Genomic DNA, 20422 nt, shown 5'->3' on the forward strand with positions numbered 1-20422 from the left:
CACAAGATTATACCTCGCGTCTTTATTTCCTTGCTCGGGAAAAGGGAGAGGGACAGAAATCGATTACCATTTGGAATGACGATTTCGTCGTCCCTCCCCCGCAAAGTTGAGTAGGTCCATCAAAGCTAGAATCAAAGCGTAAGATGGGCCACTCAACCACTGCGTCTATCATTCAACTCTATCCTGATTCAAAAATATATTCCATAGTGACTCAAACCTCGCTCTCTTGTTTCAAGGCTCGGGAAAAAATGATTTACAAAATCATTTTTTTCTGCTATACTATCACAAGCAAAGGTTTTTAATGTCATCCCGTGAGGTGACGAAGACGCAGATATATATGAAATTCTTTAAATATTGGGATAACCATGTTTTAAAGATGTCTTACTCTGAGAGCCTATTGCTGTAAATAATGGGCTCTTTTTTGATGCCCAAAAAGTGAGGTATTTATGAAACAAGAATCAACTGTTGATTTGTTATTAGACGTTGACCAACGTCCTTCTTTTGGTAAGGGAATTCTACTCAGCTTCCAGCACGTGTTTGCCATGTTTGGTGCTACCATCTTGGTGCCACTGATTTTGGGAATGCCTGTATCTGTTGCCCTGTTTGCATCAGGTGTCGGAACACTGATTTACATGGTATGTACTGGCTTTAAAGTTCCGGTCTATCTCGGTTCTTCTTTTGCCTTCATCACTGCAATGTCTCTTGCTATGAAGGAAATGGGTGGCGATGTTTCTGCCGCTCAAACAGGGGTAATCTTAACTGGTTTAATCTACGTTCTTGTTTCAACTAGCATCCGCTTTGCTGGTACAAAATGGATTGACAAACTTTTACCACCAATCGTTATCGGACCTATGATTATCGTTATCGGTCTTGGTCTTGCAGGTTCTGCGGTAACAAATGCTGGTCTTGTTGCTGATGGCAACTGGAAAAATGCTCTTGTAGCTGTGGTTACCTTCCTCATCGCTGCCTTTATCAATACAAAAGGAAAAGGATTCCTTCGTATCATTCCTTTCTTATTTGCCATTATCGGTGGATATATCTTTGCAGTCTTTCTTGGTCTAGTAGACTTCACACCTGTTCTTCAAGCTAGCTGGTTCGAAATTCCAGGGTTCTACCTACCATTTAGCACAGGTGGTGCCTTCAAAGAATACAACCTTTACTTCGGTCCAGAAACAATCGCAATCTTACCAATCGCGATCGTAACAATCTCAGAACACATTGGAGACCACACGGTCTTGAGCCAAATCTGTGGTCGTCAATTCTTGAAAGAACCAGGTCTTCACCGTACCCTTCTTGGTGACGGTATCGCAACATCTGTATCTGCCTTCCTTGGTGGTCCTGCTAATACTACCTACGGTGAAAATACAGGGGTGATCGGTATGACTCGTATCGCTTCTGTCTCAGTTATCCGTAACGCAGCCTTTATTGCAATCGCCCTTAGCTTCCTTGGAAAATTTACTGCTTTGATTTCTACAATCCCTAGTGCCGTACTTGGTGGTATGTCAATCCTTCTTTATGGGGTTATCGCCAGCAATGGTTTGAAAGTTTTGATCAAGGAACGTGTAGACTTCGGTCAAATGCGTAACCTAATCATCGCAAGTGCAATGCTCGTGCTTGGACTTGGTGGAGCAATCCTTAAACTTGGTCCAGTTACCCTTTCAGGTACTGCCCTATCAGCAATGACAGGTATCCTTTTGAACTTGATCTTGCCATACGAAAATAAAGACTAAAGGCATTCATAAAAAAATCCACTCAAATGAGTGGATTTTTTGCTTAAGTTCCCCAAGTAATCAAGAGGTACAAGAGACTTGAACCAAACATATCTGCAAGAGCATGCATAAGAAAGAATGGCAGTAAATTCTTGACTACATACTTGTACAAGAAATAATAGAATAGTCCATATACAAGCCCAATAACTAAGGCCCAGAGTAATCCTTGGTAGGTATGGAAAGAAATCCGTATGATTACCGAGTATACCAGAACCAGCCACTGATGCTTTTCTTTTACTGAAGTCAGTAATCCCAAGAAGAAAAATTCTTCGTAAAAACCATTTAAAAGCGCATAGCCAATAGCCATTGGCGTTAAGGCCATGAATTTTCTAATGATTTCCATTGGGTCTATAAAAGGAATCAACTGAGGATTAAAATAATTGTACTCACCACTAAGGGTTGTTACAATATCACCAAAAATACCAACAATAGCAAAGATAAGGGGAACCCAGATGAAAACAGACCAGGAAAAGCGTATAGGAAGTTGTTTAAAATCATAATTTCGAATCAAGAGATAAAGGAAAGTAATCCCTAACATCATCAATTGAAAAGTAAAATTACTAGAATAAGCAGCCCCATCACTTGCTACATTTGTTGTAGTTTCCGCAACACTAGCAACAGTTGAAGGTGATAGACTCCCCATAAATTGTTGAGTAGAACGGATGATAAACTCTCCAAACATTAAAACAGTGATGATTAAGATGTCGAACCATTTTAAGTATCTTAAAGGTTTAGCAGGATGAATACTTTGTATAAAATTCATATTTCCTCCGTTTAACTTATTTTTGTGACTTCATTATAAACTTTCAATCTTAAAATTAATTAAATTGATACTAGAGCATAAAAAAACAACCTCTTTATAAGGTTGTTCTGTTCTTAAATGGACTTGTGTTTCTTTTCTAGCATTAAATCCTTTAAAGAAATAATAGTCACAGCCAATAAAATCATTGCCATACCAAGAAAATCTACAGGATAAAAGATATCTCCCATAATCATGAAAGCAAAAAATACAGCAGATATTGGTTCAATAGAGGCCAAGAGACTAGATTTGACTGGCCCAACCATACTTGCCCCCTTAAGAAAGGCCGTGTAGGCAAAAACAGTCCCGATGAGAATAATTCCAGCAAATGCTAAGAAAATATCAAATGACATAGGTAGACTAGCACCGATAATCCCAGTAAATGGCACTGCTACAAAACCTGAAATGGTCATACCGACACCAATAACCAGAATGCTCCCCCATTTTTGAATGAGCTTAATGGGTAAGATGATATAAAGAGCATAGGTTAAAGCAGAGAACAAGCCCCAAAAGAGACCTGCTGGTGTCATAGAGAGCTGATTCAACTGACCATGAGTCGCAATTAAAAAGGTTCCACCTATTGCTAAAATCATAGAAAGGATTTCGGCTATAGTAGGTGCTACCTTATCCTTTATACATGTGTAAGCCAAGATTCCAACAGGACAGACATACTGAAGCACTGTAGCTGTACCTGCATTTGTCTCCTGAATAGCCGATAAATAAGCCAATTGATTCAGAAAGAGGCCAAATAAAGAAAATAGTAAGAGAGAAAACAGACTTGATTTATCTTTTAGAAAAGCCAAAAATTGTTCCTTAGACTTTATATAGGACAAGAGAACTAAGAGCAAACCTGCAACAATCAAACGGATATTGGTTAGGACTAGAGCCGATATCCCATGAACCATTAGGTACTGACCACTGGTCCCAGACAAGCCCCAAGCAATACCAGCAATCACTGTAAAAAAAGTTCCTTTAAGAGCTTTTGACATACTTCCTCCCTAGTCTGCTTCACGAATTAGGTCCATGACCTGATTACGGTCTATGATCCACTGCGCACGCTGATCTTTTTCGTAGGTTCTATTGGACAAGAAAATCGCAGCTTCCTGCTTCTTACGATTCCACATGATAAAGGTTCCAGTATAGCCTGTATGGTCTAGCCAATCACCTTCAAGATTCCAGGCTAAGGAGCGTTCCTTATCACTCAAATCTGAAAAATTCTGACTTAATCCGTTAGCAAAATCATCCTGTAAATAATGCTCAAGGAAGATTTTTAAATCCTTCACAGTTGAAAACAAGCCTGCACTTCCAGCATGTTTACCTAGTAAACGTGCCTTAGGATCATGCACCACTCCTGCCTTCTGTCCCCGAACAGTTGGGACAGCACTGCTAACTGGTCCAAACTGAGTTTCCTTCATCTTCCATGGATCCAAAACTTGCTCTTGTAAAATCTGGTCTAAGTCTTTCTCAAAGTAATTCTCTAGGAGAAAACCGAGCAAGAGAAAGTGCACATCAGAGTATAGAAAAGCCCTCTTCTCTCGTCGATTCAAATGATACATAGCTTCTTTCAATTCTTCTGCATTCAACTGGTCTCTATTGATAATAAACGGGTCCAAGTCCGTAGAATGTGTGAGGAGTTGACGAATGGTGATATCTGGATAATCCGCCTCTGGAAGATAGGTCTTTATGGATTGATCGAGCTCAATCTTGCCTTGCTTCCACAAGAAGGTTAAGACAGTTCCAACTCCGACGACTTTGCTCACACTTGCCAAATCATAGACTAAACCTTGACAAGTCTGCTCTCCGATTTCTGGATTTGCTTCTCCGAGGCAGCAATCAGACCATTCACCATCCCGATAATACGCAAAAGAGGCACCAGGATAAATCCCTGCCTCAATTTGTTGCTCTATTTTTTGAATGATTTCTTGTTTCATACTTCTTCAAACCACAATTCGATATTGTTGGCATCCTTGGTTAGGAAAAACTTCTCAGACTTAGGAATAAAGTAACCTGCAGTTTCAAAACGTTGACGCAGACTAGCTAATTCAAGTTTTTTTACTTGGAATTTTAACATAGACAAATCCCAAGTTACATTATTTTCAACAAGCAAATCACTACCTTGAGCTTGCTTAAAAGTTATGCTAGTTTCGATTTCCTCTTTTTCAAGCAGGCTCGTCGTTTCAGCAGGCAAGTTAATTTCTGCTGAAATATCAAATGCTGTCAAATATTGCACTTTTTCATCTTTTGGGAAAGTGACAGTTTCATCAAACTTTCTCAAATCTTTGATGTCATCTTCCGCATGGATTAGGACAAGATCCCCTTCTGGTGAAAGGATTTCAAAAGCATATCCCTTGTTTCCTTTATAGAGTTGAGGAAGTTTTTCCATTCTAGCTAGCAGTGCTTCAACCTCGGATGGATTCGCTACTTTTACAATCAATCTAGCTAATTTTTTGATCCCTTCAACCTTACGGCTTCTCATACTTGGTGATTCTTCTAAAACCAATTTTTCAATGCCTGACTGGTCTCCTAGTGATAAGAAAGCTGACTCTTCAAGCAAGGGTTTCATACCCAAGGTTTGGATATAAAACAATTCATTTAATCTTCTATTATTTATCTTCAGCGTCGGGATCATACGCACAATTTGATTTACATTCATAAATTCCTCCAACACTTTTTATTTTAAAGGATTTTATTTCATTTTACAAGTTATTCAACTAAAAACTTTAACTATATTAACCCCTTGAATAAGGAACCCCCTTCGCATATCCGAAGGGGGACTCGTTTTATTTTAGTAAAAATTCTTTGTTAGTTCTTCCAAGAAAGTTCTGCTTGAAGACCATAGTGATCACTGACCTGCGGACTTGCTTGACCATCAAAAACTACCTGTAACTTTTCTACCTGTAAATCCTTTGTCGTAAAGACGTAATCAATTCGAAGCGGTTCTGTATTTCCCTTCCAACCATCAATTTCTGGAGGAACAGTGTAGCTTCCACTTCTCTCTTTTGCAACTTCATACGCATCCTGTAAGCCTAGCGGACTAGTTAGGATAGCTTGATATCCTTCCTGACCGGCAGGGTTGTTAAAATCTCCTGCTAGTAATAGAGGTTTTTTCAACTCTTTTAAAACTGCTTCAAATCTTGCCCATTCCTCTTGGAATCCTTTATCCCACCAAGAGAGATGCACACTCGCAACTGCAAGCTCTTTACCTTCTACTACTGTTTCTACTAGTGCAACTCGACGAGTGTGATAATCAGTTGGATCATCTACATCTGAAACCAAAATCTCACGCGCCTCTATAGGTGTTTTAGATAGTATAGCCACACCCTCATGATAACGGTCATAACCAATATGATTATAAGCCCATGTCCAATAATAGTCCAGTCCTTTTTCAGACAACTTCTCTACCAAAAGACGAACATAGTGGTCTTGGTGAATGGGTTCTGCTGAAGGTAAAGGTTGATATAGCGGCCCCGCCTCTACTTGTGCTGATGTAATTTCTTGGTTGATTTCTTGAAAACAAATCAAATCATAGCTGTTTTCAAGTATATCTTGAAACAAGAGCTGAAATTTTTCTTCAGGATTTTTTTCCATCCAACTATGAGTATTGAGTGTTAAAAATTTCATGTTTTTCTCCTATAAACAAGAGGTTGGAAAACAGCTTCCAACCCCTTAGTGTATTACAATTCTACTTTTGCAACTGGTGTGTTAGCTGCAAGAGAACCTGTTTGTTCCAATTTAACTGACTTGATTGCGTCTCCATTTGTAAAGACAACTACAGTTGTAGTTTCACGACCTGCTGCCTGAATAGCACCAAGGTCAGCTTTGACTAAGAGATCACCAGCAGCTACTGCTTGGCCTTCTGAAACCTTCACATCGAATGGTTTTCCTTCCAAACTTACAGTATCAAGACCGATGTGAACAAGAACTTCAAGACCTTCTGCAGTCACAAGACCAAGAGCATGCTTAGTTGGGAAGATACTTGATACAGTACCTGAAACTGGAGATACAATGTTTCCATTCGATGGTTCTACTGCAAATCCATCCCCCATCATTTTTTGTGAGAAGACAGGGTCCTTAACTTGTTCCAATTTGATAACTTGACCGTCAGCAACTGAGTAAACTTCTTCAGTCACTCCTTTGTATACAACAGCATCTTTTTGAGCTGCTGCCATTTGACTTGGAAGTGTTTCTGGAATAACTTGACCTGAATCAAGAATATCTTGGATATCTGATTTCAAAACGTCGGCTTTTGGTCCGTAGATAGCTTGAACTCCTTGTCCTTTCATGACAAGCCCCATAGCTCCTTCTGCTTTCCATTGTGCTTCAGAACCAACTTTTTCAGCATCTTTTACTGTAACACGTAGACGAGTCATACAAGCGTCAACATCGACGATATTAGCACGTCCACCAAGAAGATTGATAATATTTACAGCTTGAGAAGCTGCAGCAACTTGCCCTTCTCCGTTAGATCCTTCTTCAGTAGCACCTTCAGCTGTTTCGTAATTTCCATTACGTCCTGGAGTAGCATAGTTGAATTTTTGAATCATGAAATTAGCAATGAAGTACATGATAACTGCAAAGAGGACAGTTACCCAAACAAAGTTAATAATATCCATTCCAAGGCCTGCGTTAACAGCCAGTGGAGTACGAGTCAAGAATTCGATTGAACCGAATGAGTGCACACGAAGGTTCACAATATCAGCCATTGCAAAGGCAGCACCTTGAACCACAGAGTAGACAAGGTAAAGAGGTGTTGCAACGAACATGAACATATATTCAATCGGCTCAGTAACACCAGTCAAGAAAGTTGCAAGAGCTGTCGCAATCATCATTCCTTTGTATTGGTGTTTCTTGTCTGCTTCAACATTACGGTAAATCGCAGCAGCCACACCCATCAAAATACCGAACGAACCAATCATTTGTCCAACTTTGAAACGAGCTGGATGTACTGTATCTAACAAGTGTTGGTATTGAGCTGCGTCAGTACCTTTAAGGTTTACAAGGTCAGTTACCCATGCAAGCCAAAGTGGATCTTGTCCAAATACTTGAGTGCCTTTTGCTGCACCAGTTAAAATATCATAAGTACCACCAAGAGCTGTATAGTTCATTGGGATAGTCAACATGTGGTGAAGTCCAAATGGCAAGAGTAAGCGTTCCAAAGTTCCATATAAGAATGGTGCTAGAACTGGAGCTGTTTCTTGAGAGTTAGCAATCCAAATACCAAAGTTGTTGATACCTGTTTGAACAACTGGCCAGAAAGCTGAAAGAAGAATTGCAGCGATTGCTGAGCGAAGAATAACTACAAATGGTACAAAACGTTTCCCGTTAAAGAATGAAAGTGCATCAGGAAGTTTACGGAAGTTGTAGTATTTGTTAAAGGCAGTTGCCCCCACAAAACCAGAAATAATCCCTACGAAGACACCCATGTTCAGTGCTGGAGCTTCCATAACACTAATAAAGTAATCAGAAACTTTGATTGATCCACCAAAGATTGTTGAAACCATAGCGTTAGGATCTTTCAACATATCCCCTGATACACCGAAGATTGTACCAGTGATACGGTTGATTAAGATAAAGGCAAGACCTGCTGCAAACGCACCTCCTGCACGTTCCTTAGCCCAGCTTCCTCCAATAGCGAGGGCAAACAAAATATGAAGGTTACCGATAACCCCCCAACCAATTTGCTCTAGTACGCCACCAGTAATAACTAGGGGAGCAAGGTTTGGGTCAATCATTGCAAGTGACTTACCGATTGAAATCATCAATCCAGCCGCTGGCATAACAGCGATAACCACCATTAGAGCCTTACCGAATTTCTGCCAAAATTCGAAAGACAAGACATTTTTGAATGTATCTTTCATCATTCAAATCTCCTTTATATTTATTCGGCAAACGTTTTACGAAAACGTTTGCGCATGTTTATGTTTTAATTTTACCACTTTTTATTTTTTTGTAAAGGCTTTTATAAAAAAAATTGAATTTTTTTATACAAAGAGTTTTTCAAAACTTTTATATACTAGCTGTTTTTGAGTTTATAAGTGATTTCTGATATAATATTAGCTATGAAATCCTATAATACCTTGAATGATTATTATCGAAATTTATTCGGAGAAAAAACTTTCAAAGTTCCTATCGATGCCGGATTTGATTGTCCAAATCGTGATGGTACAGTAGCTCATGGAGGTTGTACTTTCTGTACAGTTTCTGGATCTGGAGATGCTATCGTTGCACCTGACGCTCCTATTCGTGAGCAATTTTATAAAGAAATTGACTTTATGCACCGTAAATGGCCAGATGTAAAAAAATATCTAGTCTATTTCCAAAACTTTACTAATACTCATGAAAAACTCGAAGTCATTCGCGAACGCTATGAACAAGCTATTAATGAACCTGGTGTGGTTGGAATCAATATCGGTACACGGCCAGATTGCCTGCCTGATGAGACTATCGAATACTTGGCAGAACTGTCAGAACGAATGCATGTTACTGTAGAGTTAGGTTTACAAACAACCTATGAGGAAACTTCTGAATTAATTAACCGTGCCCACTCCTATGAACTTTATGTGGAGACAGTTAAACGCTTGAGAAAATATCCAAAGATTGAGATTGTAGCTCATTTAATTAATGGTTTGCCAGGTGAAACTCATGACATGATGGTGGAAAATGTTCGTCGTTGTGTGACTGATAATGATATTCAAGGGATTAAACTTCACCTACTTCACCTTATGACAAATACTCGGATGCAACGTGATTATCACGAGGGTAGACTGCAGCTTATGAGTCAAGATGACTATGTGAAAGTTATCTGTGACCAGCTAGAAATTATTCCCAAACATATAGTAATCCATCGAATTACGGGTGATGCGCCTAGAGATATGCTAATTGGGCCTATGTGGAGTCTCAATAAATGGGAAGTTCTAAATAGCATAGAAGCTGAAATGAGACGTCGAGGTAGTGTCCAAGGATGCAAGGCTGTAAAATAGGAGTTTATGAATGAAAAAACCACTTGATATGGCACATGATTTTCTTGCCCAAGTCATCACAAAAGATGATGTTGTTGTAGATGCAACGATGGGGAATGGCCATGATACACTTTTCCTTGCCAAATTAGCTAAACAAGTCTACGCTTTTGATATACAAGAACAAGCTCTTCAAAAAACAAGTCAACGACTACAAGAAGCCGGTTTGACCAATGTCGAGTTACTTCTACAAGGTCATGAAACCGTAGATCAGTCTGTAACTGAGGTGAAAGCAGCCATCTTTAATCTAGGTTATCTTCCTTCTGCCGATAAGTCTATCATTACTAAACCTCACACAACCATTGAGGCACTTGAAAAACTCTGTCAGATGCTCGTTAAAGGCGGACGAATAGCCATCATGATTTATTACGGGCATGAAGGCGGAGATATAGAACGGGATGCAGTTATGGATTATGTTAGTCAGTTACCGCAACAAGAATATACTGCTACTATCTATCGCACCCTCAACCAAATTAACAATCCACCATTTTTAGTTATGATTGAAAAATTAGAAAGGTATCGACATGGATAAACAATACCTAAAAGATAAAATCGAAGCTCTTCGTCACAACTTTGTCGAGTCAACCCAACATGAACGTGCAGTTGGTATTTTGGATGAAGCACATATGAGTAAAAAAATGCTGAAAATCAAGAAGAAAATGATTTCACTTGAAATGGAGCGTTGTCAGAAGAAAATCGAGCATAAGGACTGCTCAAAGATCGATCAAAAAATCCAAGAACAAAAGGAACTTTTTGAAAATTGTCGTAAACAAAAATAGGGAGGTGGAAAATGAATTTACTTTTTTATCTCTTGGTATTTTTACTAGTTCTTATTGTTTCTAGTACGACCAATAAGCTTCTGCCCTTTTTACCCATGCCTCTGATTCAAATTTTGTTAGGGATTGGAATTGGACTTTGTTTACCCAACAACCAATATCATTTAGATACTGAGTTATTCCTAGCTTTAGTCATTGGGCCACTACTATTCCGAGAGGCTCAAGAAGCAGACATTACTTCTATCCTAAAACACTGGCGGATTGTCCTCTAATTGATTTTTCCAGTTATCTTTATCTCAGCCCTGAGCATGGGAGGAGTCGCCCATGTCCTTTGGGCTAGCCTTCCGTTAGCCGCCTGCGTAGCAGTTGGTGCCGCCTTAGGTCCTACTGACCTAGTCGCCTTCGCATCCCTTTCTCAACGCTTTTCCTTCCCAAAACGGGTCTCTAATATCCTAAAGGGGGAAGGTCTTCTGAATGATGCTTCTGGACTAGTAGCCTTTCGAATGGCTCTCATCGCTTGGACAACAGGAACATTCTCCCTTACCCAAGCCGGAACTTCATTAGCCATTTCCATCGTTGGAGGTTTTGCAGTCGGCTTGATAACAGCCCTAATCAATCGCTTCCTCCATACTTTTCTACTCAGCGTCCGTGCAACAGATATCGCAAGTGAGCTCTTATTGGAACTTAGTTTACCGCTTCTAACATTCTTCATTGCTGAAGGAATTCATGTTTCAGGCATCATCGCCGTTGTTGTTGCTGGGATTCTGAAAGCCAGTCGTTTCAAGAAAATAAATCTGCTTGAAGCGCAAGTTGATACAGTTACTGAGACTGTTTGGCAGACTGTAACCTTTATGCTCAATGGTTCAGTCTTTGTCATTCTTGGGATGGAACTGGAAATGATCGCGGAACCAATTCTTAAGAGTGCTTTCTACAACAAAATGCTTCTCTTACTCAGCGTTTTCCTCTTGACCTTCCTGCTTTTTGCTATCCGCTTTGTCATGATCTATGGATTCTACGCATTTCGGATTAAGAAGCTTCATAAAAGTTTAGACAAATATGTCAAAGACATGCTCCTCCTTACCTTTTCTGGTGTCAAGGGAACTGTATCCATTGCCACTATCCTTTTGATACCGTCTAATCTGGAACAAGAATATCCTCTTCTTCTCTTCCTTGTAGCTGGTGTAACCCTGGTAAGTTTCCTGACGGGATTACTAGTACTCCCACACCTTTCTGAAGAGAAAGAACCATCTAAGGATCAGCTCATGCACATCGCTATCTTAAACGATGTTGCCATGGAATTAGAGAAGGATTTAGAGAACACAAAAAACAAGGTTCCACTCTATGCGGCTATTGACAATTATCATGGACGTATTGAAAATCTTATTCTTAGTCAAGAAAACAAAGAAATTCAAGAGGACTGGGAAGCTCTTAAACTCTTGATTCTCAGTGTTGAAAGCGATGGCTTGGAACAAGCCTATGAAGAAGGGAAGATTGGAGATCGTGCTTATCGTGTCTATCAACGCTACTTGAAAAATATGGAGAAAAATATTAAGCGAAACTTTGCTTCTCGACTAACCTACTACTTCCTTGTCTCCATACGCATTCTTCGTTTTCTACTTCATGAATTGCTCACATTTGGGAAAACATTCCGTTCGTGGAAAGACAAGGAAAAACAGCGACTTCTTGCCATTGATTATGACCAGATTGCAGAACTCTACCTAGCCAACACTGAAATTATTATCGAGAGTTTGGAAAACCTTAAAGGGATTTATAAGAGTTCTCTGATCAGCTTCATGCAGGAATCTCGTCTTCGCGAAACCAGTCATATTACGAGTGGTGCCTTTGTGGAACGGGTTATCAATCGTATCAAACCCAATAACATTGATGAAATGCTTAGAGGATACTACCTTGAGCGTAAGTGTATCTTTGAATACGAAGCTCAAAAACTCATCTCAGCTCAGTATGCTAAAAAGCTACGCCAAAATGTCAATAATTTAGAAACTTATTCCTTAAAAGAATCTGCTAATACCTTACCTTATGATATGATGGAATTAGTTCGAAGAAATTAAAGTCTATAGAAAACAAGAGAAAAACTGGAGGATTGTAACATGAAAAAGTTGTGGAAACAGCTGACTGATAGACCCTTATTAAAAGCTTTTTTGCACTACTATCAAGCCTCCGATAGTGAGTTAACTAGCGTTGCTGTTGCCTACTATTGGTTGATTTCAATCTTCCCTTTACTCATGATAGTGGTCAATATCTTACCCTACTTTCAAATTCCCATCTCAAACTTTCTATTAACAATCAAGGAATTTTTACCAGATACAATCTATGAAGTTGTTGCAAAAATTGTCAGAGAAGTTCTGACTCAACCATCAACAGGTTTACTAAGTTTTGCTATCTTATCAGCTCTTTGGACTTTCTCCAAATCCATGGATTTTCTTCAGAAGGCCTTTAATAAAGCCTATGGAGTTGCAAAAAATAGAGGAATTATCTCACACCAGCTGATGAGTCTCTTGGTTAGCTTTGGCCTTCAAATTCTCTTTGCCCTTGCCTTATTCCTCAGTATGTTCGGCCATATGTTATTGGACCTGCTTAAAAACTACTGGAAATCCGAGAGTGCTCTATTTTCTTATCTACAGGATTTTACAGGACCGCTGATCTATGCCTTCCTTTTTGCTACCGTGATTATGCTCTATTATTTCCTACCAAATGTTAAAGTAAGTAAGATTCGATACGTCATACCTGGAAGTCTCTTTGTACTAGCTACGACGATTGCTTTATTAAACATCTTTGCAGCTTATTTCAACAATTATGTCAATTATCTCGTTGACGTCAGATTTTTCAGTTCAATCGTCGTCGTTGTGATGATGTTCTGGTTCATTATCATTGCCAAGATATTAATTATCGGTGCTGTCATCAATGCCAGTGTTCAAAGTTTGAAGGATCCAGGCTTTAAAGCAAATCAATAATTTTTTATCGATTAATACTCAATGAAAATCAAAGAGCAAACTAGGAAGCGAGCCGCAGGTTGCTCAAAACACCGTTTTGAGGTTGCAGATGGAATCTGACGTGGTTTGAAGAGATTTTCGAAGAGTATAAACAAATCAATCCCCCAGTCATTTGATACTGGGGGATTTTTGAATTTTCTACTTTATTGTCCACTCGTTAGGGCTTGCAATTCTGTTTTTAGATACTGAGCCAAATGTTGGTGAGCAAAAATATTGGCATTCTTTTCTGCGGTAGGATTGTAGTTGGTGTTGGTATTTACATCATAGACATAAATGTCTCCACTCTCTGATTGAACCCATTCAATCGCCGCAACTTCAATCTGAGCATTTTTCAAGAAATTCTCATAAGCTTCTCTCCGGTCATCTGGTAGAGGTTCTGTAATCTGGAATTTTTCAGACGTTTCTAGTTGCTCTGGTCTCTTGCCGATTTGGCAACCATCTGCTGGACACAGTTGGAATCCATCTGAAGAATCAATCGAAACAGTATAGAGAAACTTTTGATTGATAAACTCTGAACGACGGATACGTCCATCACTTGGCTTGATGTAGGCTTGTAACAAGGTAATCCCGTCCACTGATGGTTCAAAGAGAGGGCTATTGACATAAGTTGCCAGTTCCTCTTCATTTTGGAAGAGTTGAACGCCTAATCCCTTACCTGCACGATTGTGCTTGGTAATCAAAGGATAAATGTTTAATTTTCTTGCCGCTTCAATAATGTTTTCTTGACCCAAAACTGCAACTGTTGCAGGAGTCTCGATACCAGATTCGTTTAACTTCAAATATTGTTTGATTTTACTAATTTCAAGGTTGATAGCACCGGTACCATTCACAACTTTGCGTCCGTGTGCTTCTAACCAAGTAATCACTTGCTCTGTAAATTCTGGCGCATAACGATGTCCTCTTGTGTGTGAAGAGGCAGACATACGATTGTAAAAGATACCTTGCGGCGGTGGGCTTTGCAAATCTAAAATCCCACTAGACAAATCCCATAGTTCATAAGGGACTTCTAATTCTTCCAACCATTTCACTAAATGTTGAGTCCATTCTAGATTCTCATGAATCACATAAACTTTTGCTTCACTCATTATTTATAACTCCTTAAGAAAAGCTGACTGATAATTGGCTTTCCTTTTCTTCTTCTAAAATATATCCTTCTGTTTTTTCGATAACGCTGACTGTTAAGATTTGACCCAAAACATTGATCATAGTACGGCCAGCATTGACAAAGAAATCAACTGCAAAGATTAAGGCTACTCCTTCAACTGGCAATCCCAGTTGAGGTGCTGCTGCTAATAGAACCACGATAGCCCCTGATGGCACAGTTGCTGCAGTTTTTCCAATCAAGGTCAACAATAAAACAGTAAACAAGAGACTTGATAAAGAAAATTGAATACCATAGGCGTGGGCGATAAAAATTGTCGCTACTGAGAAATAAACCGCTGCTCCTTCCAAGTTAAAAGTATATCCTAAAGGAACAACTAAATCAATTGTATGCTCGTCATGCCCCTGTTTTTTCAAATCTTTAAGAAGTGATGGCAAGACCACACTAGAACTTCCAGTAACAAAAGCCAGAGTCAAGAGACTCCAATTTTCACGAAAGGCTGATAAATACGGTACTTTAAAGAAGACGGCAATCAAAGGGAAAATAAGGAGAACCAATACAGCATAAGCCAGATAAGTTCCAATTACAAACTGACCAAGCCCAATCAACTTGTCGACACCCGTAGTTGCAACATCTTTAGCGATAAATCCAAAAATACCAATCGGTGATAGTTTGATAATTACTGCAACAATCTTGTAGATGGCTTCAATCCAGATCTGAAAACCTTCGATAATCTTCTGAGATTTCTCAGACTTAAGATTCCCAATTCCGTAACCAAGAAAGATTGCAAAAACGATAATTGGCAATAGAGCGCCATCTGAAAGAGATTTAACGATATTTGATGGAATGAAACCAAGCAAAAATTCGCTAAATTTGACATTGTTGGCAATCCCATCAAGGTTTCCACCAGTTTGACCAATATTCACTCCTTGACCAAATCCTAAATAGTAACTAGCAAATACAAACAAAAGAGTAATGGCAGTTGTTACGACGAAAAAGTAAACCAAACTCTTGGTCAAGATTTTTCCGAAAGATTTTTTTCCGATAACTCCAGCTACTGCAACAACGATGGTTGGGAAGATTAGCGGAATGATAACCATATTGATCAATTTAATAAAGGCTTGACCTAAAAATTGATAAAAGCCTGCAAATTGTGGCCAGATAAGGGCAGCGATAACACCCAAGACCAAAGCCACCAATAATTGAATGCCTAGTGAGAGTTTTGACCATAAAGTAACTAATTTCATAAGAAACTCCTTTGTTTTATTTGCTACTCATTCTACTACTATTCTTCTCTCCTGACTAATATATATTTTTTATTGTCACTATAAAAAAGATTTATAATGAAGGTTCAAACTACTCCAACTTTACAAAGTAAATCATATTGATGTTTGATATAGTATAAAAAATCAGTTTCTAAACAAAAATTTTTAGAAAAACACTGTTAAATCAAGGAATATGCTTTCCTTTTATTCAAATTTTATGATACAATATTGTTATGATTTTAATGAAACTCGCTTCAGTCTTGCTTTTGGTACTAACCTTGGCTTTGGCAATTATCTTTAGTAGATTTTTTAAGTTAAAGAAAAAGGGGATTAACTTTGCAGATTTGGCTTTTCCTTTTCTGATTTTTGAATACTATTTAATCAGTGCAAAGGTTTTTACCCATAATCAACTTCCCATTTTGGGGGCAGCCCTATCTTTGCTAGCTATTATTCTAGCTTTTTTCTTCCTGAGCAAAAAACGCAGCTTTTATTATCCAAAATTCCTTAAATTCTTTTGGAGAGCTGGATTTCTACTCACATTGCTCATCTACATCGTTATGATTGTTCAAATCTTCATGATGAAATAAAAATAAATCATGCCAGCACCTCAACAGTTGGCGACTAGTTCTTCCACATGAGGTGCTTTTCTAATGACATTTTAAAAAGAGATTATTAAAAAAATAGGAGATCAAACAAGTGAAAAAAACGCTCTTGGCAAGTGCCATCACGCTTACTTTTCTAGGATTCGCAACAAATCCAGCTTTTGCTGAAGAAAAACACCTTCAAACTACTACAGCAGAAACGACACAAGAAACTACAACTACAGAAAAAGAAAAAAAGAGCACCCCTTCAACCAAGGAAACTGCTCCTTCTACTGAAACAAGTTCAAGCCTCCCTACAACATCCACTACAACTCCAAGTACAAGTGCAGACAAGAAAGAAGAGAAAAAAGCTCCAGAAGTCAAAAAGAATGGTTGGGTATTTGAAGAAAATATCTGGCGCTTCTATGAAGCAAACAAACCTGCTCTAAACTGGAAAAAAATTAACGGCAAATGGTACTATTTCGATAAAAATGGAATCATGCTTGATAATACTATTTTCGATGGATACATTCTAACTTCTAGCGGTGCTATGGTCGATAGTGGCTGGGGTAAAGTCAAAGATAAATGGTATTATGCAAAGCCTTCTGGTAAAATCTCTCAACAAAAATGGGAAAAAGTTGGTGGCGTGTGGTACTACTTTGACAAAGACGGAATCATGCTCAGCAACACCATTTTCAATGGTTATCTCTTTTCTAACAGTGGTGCCATGGCTGAAAATTCCTGGGTAAAACATGATGGCAAATCATATTACGCTCTAAGCTCTGGTAAAGCAGCACAACAAAAATGGGAAAAAATCGCTGGTTCATGGTACTATTTTAACAAAGATGCCAGCATGGCAAACAACCAATGGCAAGGTCACTACTACCTAAAAGCTAACGGAGTTATGGCTGAGAAAGAGTGGATTTTCGATAAAAACTATAATAGCTGGTTCTACTTGAAATCTAGTGGTACTTATGCTGCGCGTGAATGGATTGGCTCATACTACCTCAAGTCAGGTGGTTACATGGCTAAGAGTGAATGGATTGACGACAGCTACTACAATGCTCGTTACTATCTAGATGAAAATGGTGTCTATGTCACAGGAACTCGCAAAATCGACGGGAAAGCACAGCAGTTCCAAAGTAATGGGAAATGGATTGGCGAAATTCCTGTAAGTCGTGGATTTGAAAAAGGAAAATACACGAAGACTGTTTTCTTAGATCCAGGACACGGCGGTAAAGATCCAGGTGCTGTTTACTATAACACGAATGAAAAAGACCTGACTATGCAAGTTTACAAGAAACTTCGCAAGGAACTCGAGGGGCTTGGTTATACCGTTCTTTCTTCGAGAGATAGTGATGTCTATGTCGACTTTATCACTGAACGTTCAAAAATGGTGAATAGTACAAACTCAGATATTTTCATTAGTATCCACTTTAATGCTAGTGGCAACCCTGCTTCTAACCGTTCTGGAATTCAGACCTATTCTTACGAAGAAGATTCGGGCTATCGCGCTAAGATCAATCCTTACTGGCATAACCATCCTGATCGTATCAGTGAAAGTAATCGCCTTGCTGCTGATATCCACTCTTCACTCCTAGCTGAAACAGGTGCTAAGGATGCAGGTCTCCTCCAAAGTAGCTTTGCTGTCCTTCGAGAAACTGATAAACCAGCAGTTCTATTGGAGCTTGGTTACATTGACAATTTCAACGAAAACCAACAAATTCGTAGCGATGCTTACCAAAATAGATTGGTGACAGGTATTGTCAAAGGTATTCAAAAATATTACGCAGGCAAATAAAGCAAAAACCTCGAGAAATCTCGAGGCTTTTTTATTATGCTTCTTTCTTATTAGCGTCAGGAAAGAGAAATCCAATTCCCACGCAAGCTAGCACTCCTGCACCGATAACCAAACCACTTGAAAGTGGCAAGATATCAAAAATAGCATTTGCAATGATAAAGGCAATAATCAAGCTCATGAGACTGGCCTTATAATCTTTTTTAACCAAATTCTCAAGAGTAAAGAATAAGAATAGACCTACTGGAAAAAGTGCCCAGATGTTAACATTCAAACTTGGCCATCCAACTAAACCAAAATACAAGACTGCTGCTGCAATGACTAAAAAACCGATACCTAGTACTCTTTTCATGATATAACCTCATTTTCTATTTTGTTAGGAAGCTTTATCTCCCCTTGACAATTACTACTATAACAGAAATAAAAATCGCAAACAATAGGTTTTGCCTATGTGGTAGTCATGATAGATTATGTGGTCAAAAATCTTATCAAAAGAAAAAAGAAGTCCAAGAGGACTTCTTTTAGTCTGCCGATTGCAGGGATCGAACCTGTGACCTTCGCGTTACGAGTGCGGTGCTCTACCAACTGGGCTAAATCGGCGATTACTCTTTTAGTATAGCACTATAAGGAAGGATGTCAAGAAATTTTCATCACAATTAAAAAAGCCTGTCCTGAGACAAGGCTTTGAGATTCTTCCTTTTACGAACCTGCACTTTCGTATGCGTCTAATCCTCTATCCCAGAGTTTCAGAGAGATGCAAAAGAAGATAAGAGAAATCAGAATCAAACCACCAATATTAAATAAGACATCCTTGTCCTGCAAGAAATAGCTGGCAGGATAGTAGGCGGTAAAGGCGAAAGGTACGATAAAGCTAATCAACCAACGAAGGAGCGAATTGTAAATGGAAATCGGGTACTTGGCAAAATCATTAAACATATAGAAAATGTAAATCATGGCACCTGACTGCTTGGTCCAAAAAGCGATGCTGGCTGTTGCAATTTTCAAGGAAGTATAAATCAAGGTCGCAAAAGGAATACAGACTAGGAAAATCAGGAATTTTGGAAGAGTCCAAGCAATGCTAGTCGCCGTTGTTGCTAGTAAGATTCCACCGACCAAAAGTTCACCCAAGGCATCAATCTGAAAGGTCTCAACGAGGATGTGAAAGAGAGGATTGATAGGACGAGTCAGATACTTGTCAAACTCCCCTTTTCGAACTAGTCGTTGACCTAAAGCCCAGAGATTGTCAAAAAAGAGATGATCTAATCCCTTTGGAATTAAGGAAAATCCATAGATAAAGGCAATCTCTTGAAAGGTCCAACCTTCTAGCGAGGGGATGTGTTGAAAGAGTACATTGAGAAACAAGAGGTTCAGGCCTTGAGTCAGAAAGACTCCCAAGACACCAACCACAAAATCCACCTTGTATTCCATGATTTGTTTGATGTATTGTCTAATAAAAATCAAATGCATGCGTTGATATTTTTTCATCCTAACCTCCCTGAATGGTGATAAATGACTGGACTCGTTTCCAGATCAACTGAGACAAGCCCACCATCACTATAAGCCAGAAAAACTGAAGCAAAAGTGCTTTAAGAATCTGACTGGCATCGTATTTCCCAACAATTATCATGACCGGAGTGTAAATTAAGGATGAAAAAGGCAAGAAGGACAGAATATCTGAAACGATTTTCGGAAAGAAAGCCAAGGGAATCAAACTGCCAGACATAAAGGCCACTATTGAAGTCTTGAGTAGATTGGAACCCCATAAATTTTTAAATACAAAAGCTGAAAATCCGAAGCAGATATTAAAGAAAAAGTTAATCAGATAAGCCAGGGTTAAGCTAAAGAGGTAAAGGACAGTTAATCCTAGCACCTCTAGAATACCTTGCCCAGATAAGATTTTCATCAAAACAATGACACTTAAAAATGGCAGTCCAACAGAGATAAAAATCAACCACTTGGAGCCAAGTTCGGTGAAAAGGTAAGAGGCCGCAAAATGCACTGGTCTCAGCAAGCGCATGATAATGGAGCCATCCTTGACCTCCTCCCCAATCATAAAGGAGCTATCAGACCTGGTCAAAAGATTGGTCACAAAACTAATGATGATGTAGAGGGTGATATCTGCCATACTGAAGCCCTGAATCAAAGGCTCCTGGGAGGAGTCAAAGACTGCCTTCCAGAGATAAAAGGCCACAAAAGCACCCATGACATCACCAATCCGATAGAGAATAAAGTTGACTCGATAGGTAATCAACTCCTGAATCCCTGCATTGATAAAGGGTTTATAACGTCTCCACAATTTGACCAT

Annotated in this window: 18 protein-coding genes, 1 tRNA gene and 1 pseudogene; 8 read left to right on the forward strand and 12 right to left on the reverse strand. The window is 39.0% G+C overall.

The features are described from left to right. Positions 1-446 precede the first annotated feature (446 nt). Positions 447-1730, forward strand: a complete 1284-nt coding sequence (locus QM923_RS04235) for a uracil-xanthine permease family protein (RefSeq protein WP_414290992.1) — start codon at positions 447-449, stop codon at positions 1728-1730. 43 nt (positions 1731-1773) lie between these two features. Here the strand turns inward: QM923_RS04235 and QM923_RS04240 are convergent, their stop codons facing one another. From QM923_RS04240 to QM923_RS04265, 6 genes are all read right to left on the reverse strand, one after another. Next, entirely contained in the window at positions 1774-2532 is a 759-nt protein-coding gene (locus QM923_RS04240) for a CPBP family intramembrane glutamic endopeptidase (RefSeq protein ID WP_414290993.1), read from the reverse strand. Between the two features lie 113 nt (positions 2533-2645). Then, entirely contained in the window at positions 2646-3557 is a 912-nt protein-coding gene (locus tag QM923_RS04245) for a DMT family transporter (protein WP_414290994.1), read from the reverse strand. A gap of 9 nt (positions 3558-3566) precedes the next feature. Further along, on the reverse strand, positions 3567-4499 hold the full coding sequence (locus QM923_RS04250) for a serine hydrolase domain-containing protein (protein WP_414290995.1): 933 nt from the start codon (positions 4497-4499) through the stop codon (positions 3567-3569). Then, entirely contained in the window at positions 4496-5221 is a 726-nt protein-coding gene (locus QM923_RS04255; protein ID WP_414290996.1) for a CppA N-terminal domain-containing protein, read from the reverse strand. Before QM923_RS04255 ends, QM923_RS04250 begins: the two co-directional genes overlap by 4 nt. A 149-nt stretch (positions 5222-5370) precedes the next feature. Then, positions 5371-6189, reverse strand: a complete 819-nt coding sequence (locus QM923_RS04260) for an endonuclease/exonuclease/phosphatase family protein (protein WP_414290997.1) — start codon at positions 6187-6189, stop codon at positions 5371-5373. Between the two features lie 53 nt (positions 6190-6242). Further along, on the reverse strand, positions 6243-8429 hold the full coding sequence (locus QM923_RS04265; RefSeq protein ID WP_414290998.1) for a PTS transporter subunit IIBC: 2187 nt from the start codon (positions 8427-8429) through the stop codon (positions 6243-6245). A 189-nt stretch (positions 8430-8618) separates the two neighbouring features. Here QM923_RS04265 and mnmL point away from each other — a divergent pair, with 189 nt between their 5' ends. The 5 genes and pseudogenes from mnmL to QM923_RS04290 all read left to right on the forward strand — a co-directional run bounded on the left by mnmL (position 8619) and on the right by QM923_RS04290 (position 13332). After that, positions 8619-9548 (forward strand): tRNA modification radical SAM protein MnmL/YtqA, encoded by a 930-nt coding sequence (gene mnmL, locus QM923_RS04270; RefSeq protein WP_254724348.1) that lies wholly within the window; start codon positions 8619-8621, stop codon positions 9546-9548. A gap of 10 nt (positions 9549-9558) precedes the next feature. Beyond that, positions 9559-10116: a tRNA 5-(aminomethyl)-2-thiouridylate-methyltransferase MnmM gene (gene mnmM / locus QM923_RS04275; RefSeq protein ID WP_414290999.1), complete on the forward strand. Its 558-nt coding sequence runs from the start codon at positions 9559-9561 to the stop codon at positions 10114-10116. Then, the gene (locus QM923_RS04280) at positions 10109-10363 is read left to right on the forward strand and encodes a hypothetical protein (RefSeq protein ID WP_006148185.1); all 255 of its coding nucleotides are present in this window, start codon (positions 10109-10111) and stop codon (positions 10361-10363) included. Before mnmM ends, QM923_RS04280 begins: the two co-directional genes overlap by 8 nt. Positions 10364-10374: 11 nt before the next feature. Then, positions 10375-12429, forward strand: a pseudogene (locus QM923_RS04285) (cation:proton antiporter). A gap of 39 nt (positions 12430-12468) precedes the next feature. After that, positions 12469-13332, forward strand: coding sequence for a YihY/virulence factor BrkB family protein (locus QM923_RS04290; protein WP_414291000.1), 864 nt, complete (start codon positions 12469-12471; stop codon positions 13330-13332). A 182-nt stretch (positions 13333-13514) separates the two neighbouring features. Here the strand turns inward: QM923_RS04290 and QM923_RS04295 are convergent, their stop codons facing one another. After that, complete coding sequence (locus QM923_RS04295; RefSeq protein WP_414291001.1) at positions 13515-14456, reverse strand: ATP-grasp domain-containing protein; 942 nt, start codon at positions 14454-14456, stop codon at positions 13515-13517. A 13-nt stretch (positions 14457-14469) separates the two neighbouring features. Continuing rightward, positions 14470-15720, reverse strand: coding sequence for a dicarboxylate/amino acid:cation symporter (locus QM923_RS04300; protein ID WP_414291002.1), 1251 nt, complete (start codon positions 15718-15720; stop codon positions 14470-14472). Between the two features lie 245 nt (positions 15721-15965). Here QM923_RS04300 and QM923_RS04305 point away from each other — a divergent pair, with 245 nt between their 5' ends. Both QM923_RS04305 and QM923_RS04310 read left to right on the forward strand, forming a co-directional pair. Further along, on the forward strand, positions 15966-16325 hold the full coding sequence (locus tag QM923_RS04305; RefSeq protein ID WP_025170162.1) for a DUF3397 domain-containing protein: 360 nt from the start codon (positions 15966-15968) through the stop codon (positions 16323-16325). Positions 16326-16434: 109 nt separating this feature from the next. After that, positions 16435-18120 (forward strand): N-acetylmuramoyl-L-alanine amidase, encoded by a 1686-nt coding sequence (locus tag QM923_RS04310; protein ID WP_414291003.1) that lies wholly within the window; start codon positions 16435-16437, stop codon positions 18118-18120. 34 nt (positions 18121-18154) lie between these two features. Here the strand turns inward: QM923_RS04310 and QM923_RS04315 are convergent, their stop codons facing one another. The 4 genes from QM923_RS04315 to QM923_RS04330 all read right to left on the reverse strand — a co-directional run bounded on the left by QM923_RS04315 (position 18155) and on the right by QM923_RS04330 (position 20422). Next, on the reverse strand, positions 18155-18469 hold the full coding sequence (locus QM923_RS04315) for a hypothetical protein (RefSeq protein WP_414291004.1): 315 nt from the start codon (positions 18467-18469) through the stop codon (positions 18155-18157). A 175-nt stretch (positions 18470-18644) separates the two neighbouring features. Next, a tRNA-Thr gene (locus QM923_RS04320) sits at positions 18645-18717 on the reverse strand. A gap of 99 nt (positions 18718-18816) precedes the next feature. Further along, entirely contained in the window at positions 18817-19602 is a 786-nt protein-coding gene (locus QM923_RS04325; protein ID WP_414291005.1) for an ABC transporter permease, read from the reverse strand. 1 nt (position 19603) lies between these two features. Then, positions 19604-20422 carry an ABC transporter permease gene (locus tag QM923_RS04330; RefSeq protein ID WP_414291006.1) on the reverse strand — a complete coding sequence of 273 codons (819 nt, stop codon included), beginning with the start codon at positions 20420-20422 and terminating at the stop codon, positions 19604-19606.

This window comes from Streptococcus infantis (assembly GCF_047463275.1).
GTDB classification, from domain to species: domain Bacteria; phylum Bacillota; class Bacilli; order Lactobacillales; family Streptococcaceae; genus Streptococcus; species Streptococcus infantis_AF.

Excerpts from the sequence above, each read along its gene's own strand:
- QM923_RS04290 (WP_414291000.1), top strand. The coding sequence starts at position 12,469 with ATGAAAAAGTTGTGGAAACAGCTGACTGATAGACCCTTATTAAAAGCT.
- QM923_RS04250 (WP_414290995.1), bottom strand. The coding sequence starts at position 4,499 with ATGAAACAAGAAATCATTCAAAAAATAGAGCAACAAATTGAGGCAGGG.
- QM923_RS04245 (WP_414290994.1), bottom strand. The coding sequence starts at position 3,557 with ATGTCAAAAGCTCTTAAAGGAACTTTTTTTACAGTGATTGCTGGTATT.
- QM923_RS04325 (WP_414291005.1), bottom strand. The coding sequence starts at position 19,602 with ATGAAAAAATATCAACGCATGCATTTGATTTTTATTAGACAATACATC.
- QM923_RS04255 (WP_414290996.1), bottom strand. The coding sequence starts at position 5,221 with ATGAATGTAAATCAAATTGTGCGTATGATCCCGACGCTGAAGATAAAT.
- QM923_RS04265 (WP_414290998.1), bottom strand. The coding sequence starts at position 8,429 with ATGATGAAAGATACATTCAAAAATGTCTTGTCTTTCGAATTTTGGCAG.
- QM923_RS04300 (WP_414291002.1), bottom strand. The coding sequence starts at position 15,720 with ATGAAATTAGTTACTTTATGGTCAAAACTCTCACTAGGCATTCAATTA.
- QM923_RS04280 (WP_006148185.1), top strand. The coding sequence starts at position 10,109 with ATGGATAAACAATACCTAAAAGATAAAATCGAAGCTCTTCGTCACAAC.
- mnmM (WP_414290999.1), top strand. The coding sequence starts at position 9,559 with ATGAAAAAACCACTTGATATGGCACATGATTTTCTTGCCCAAGTCATC.
- QM923_RS04330 (WP_414291006.1), bottom strand. The coding sequence starts at position 20,422 with ATGGTCAAATTGTGGAGACGTTATAAACCCTTTATCAATGCAGGGATT.
- QM923_RS04235 (WP_414290992.1), top strand. The coding sequence starts at position 447 with ATGAAACAAGAATCAACTGTTGATTTGTTATTAGACGTTGACCAACGT.
- QM923_RS04295 (WP_414291001.1), bottom strand. The coding sequence starts at position 14,456 with ATGAGTGAAGCAAAAGTTTATGTGATTCATGAGAATCTAGAATGGACT.
- QM923_RS04240 (WP_414290993.1), bottom strand. The coding sequence starts at position 2,532 with ATGAATTTTATACAAAGTATTCATCCTGCTAAACCTTTAAGATACTTA.
- QM923_RS04260 (WP_414290997.1), bottom strand. The coding sequence starts at position 6,189 with ATGAAATTTTTAACACTCAATACTCATAGTTGGATGGAAAAAAATCCT.
- QM923_RS04315 (WP_414291004.1), bottom strand. The coding sequence starts at position 18,469 with ATGAAAAGAGTACTAGGTATCGGTTTTTTAGTCATTGCAGCAGCAGTC.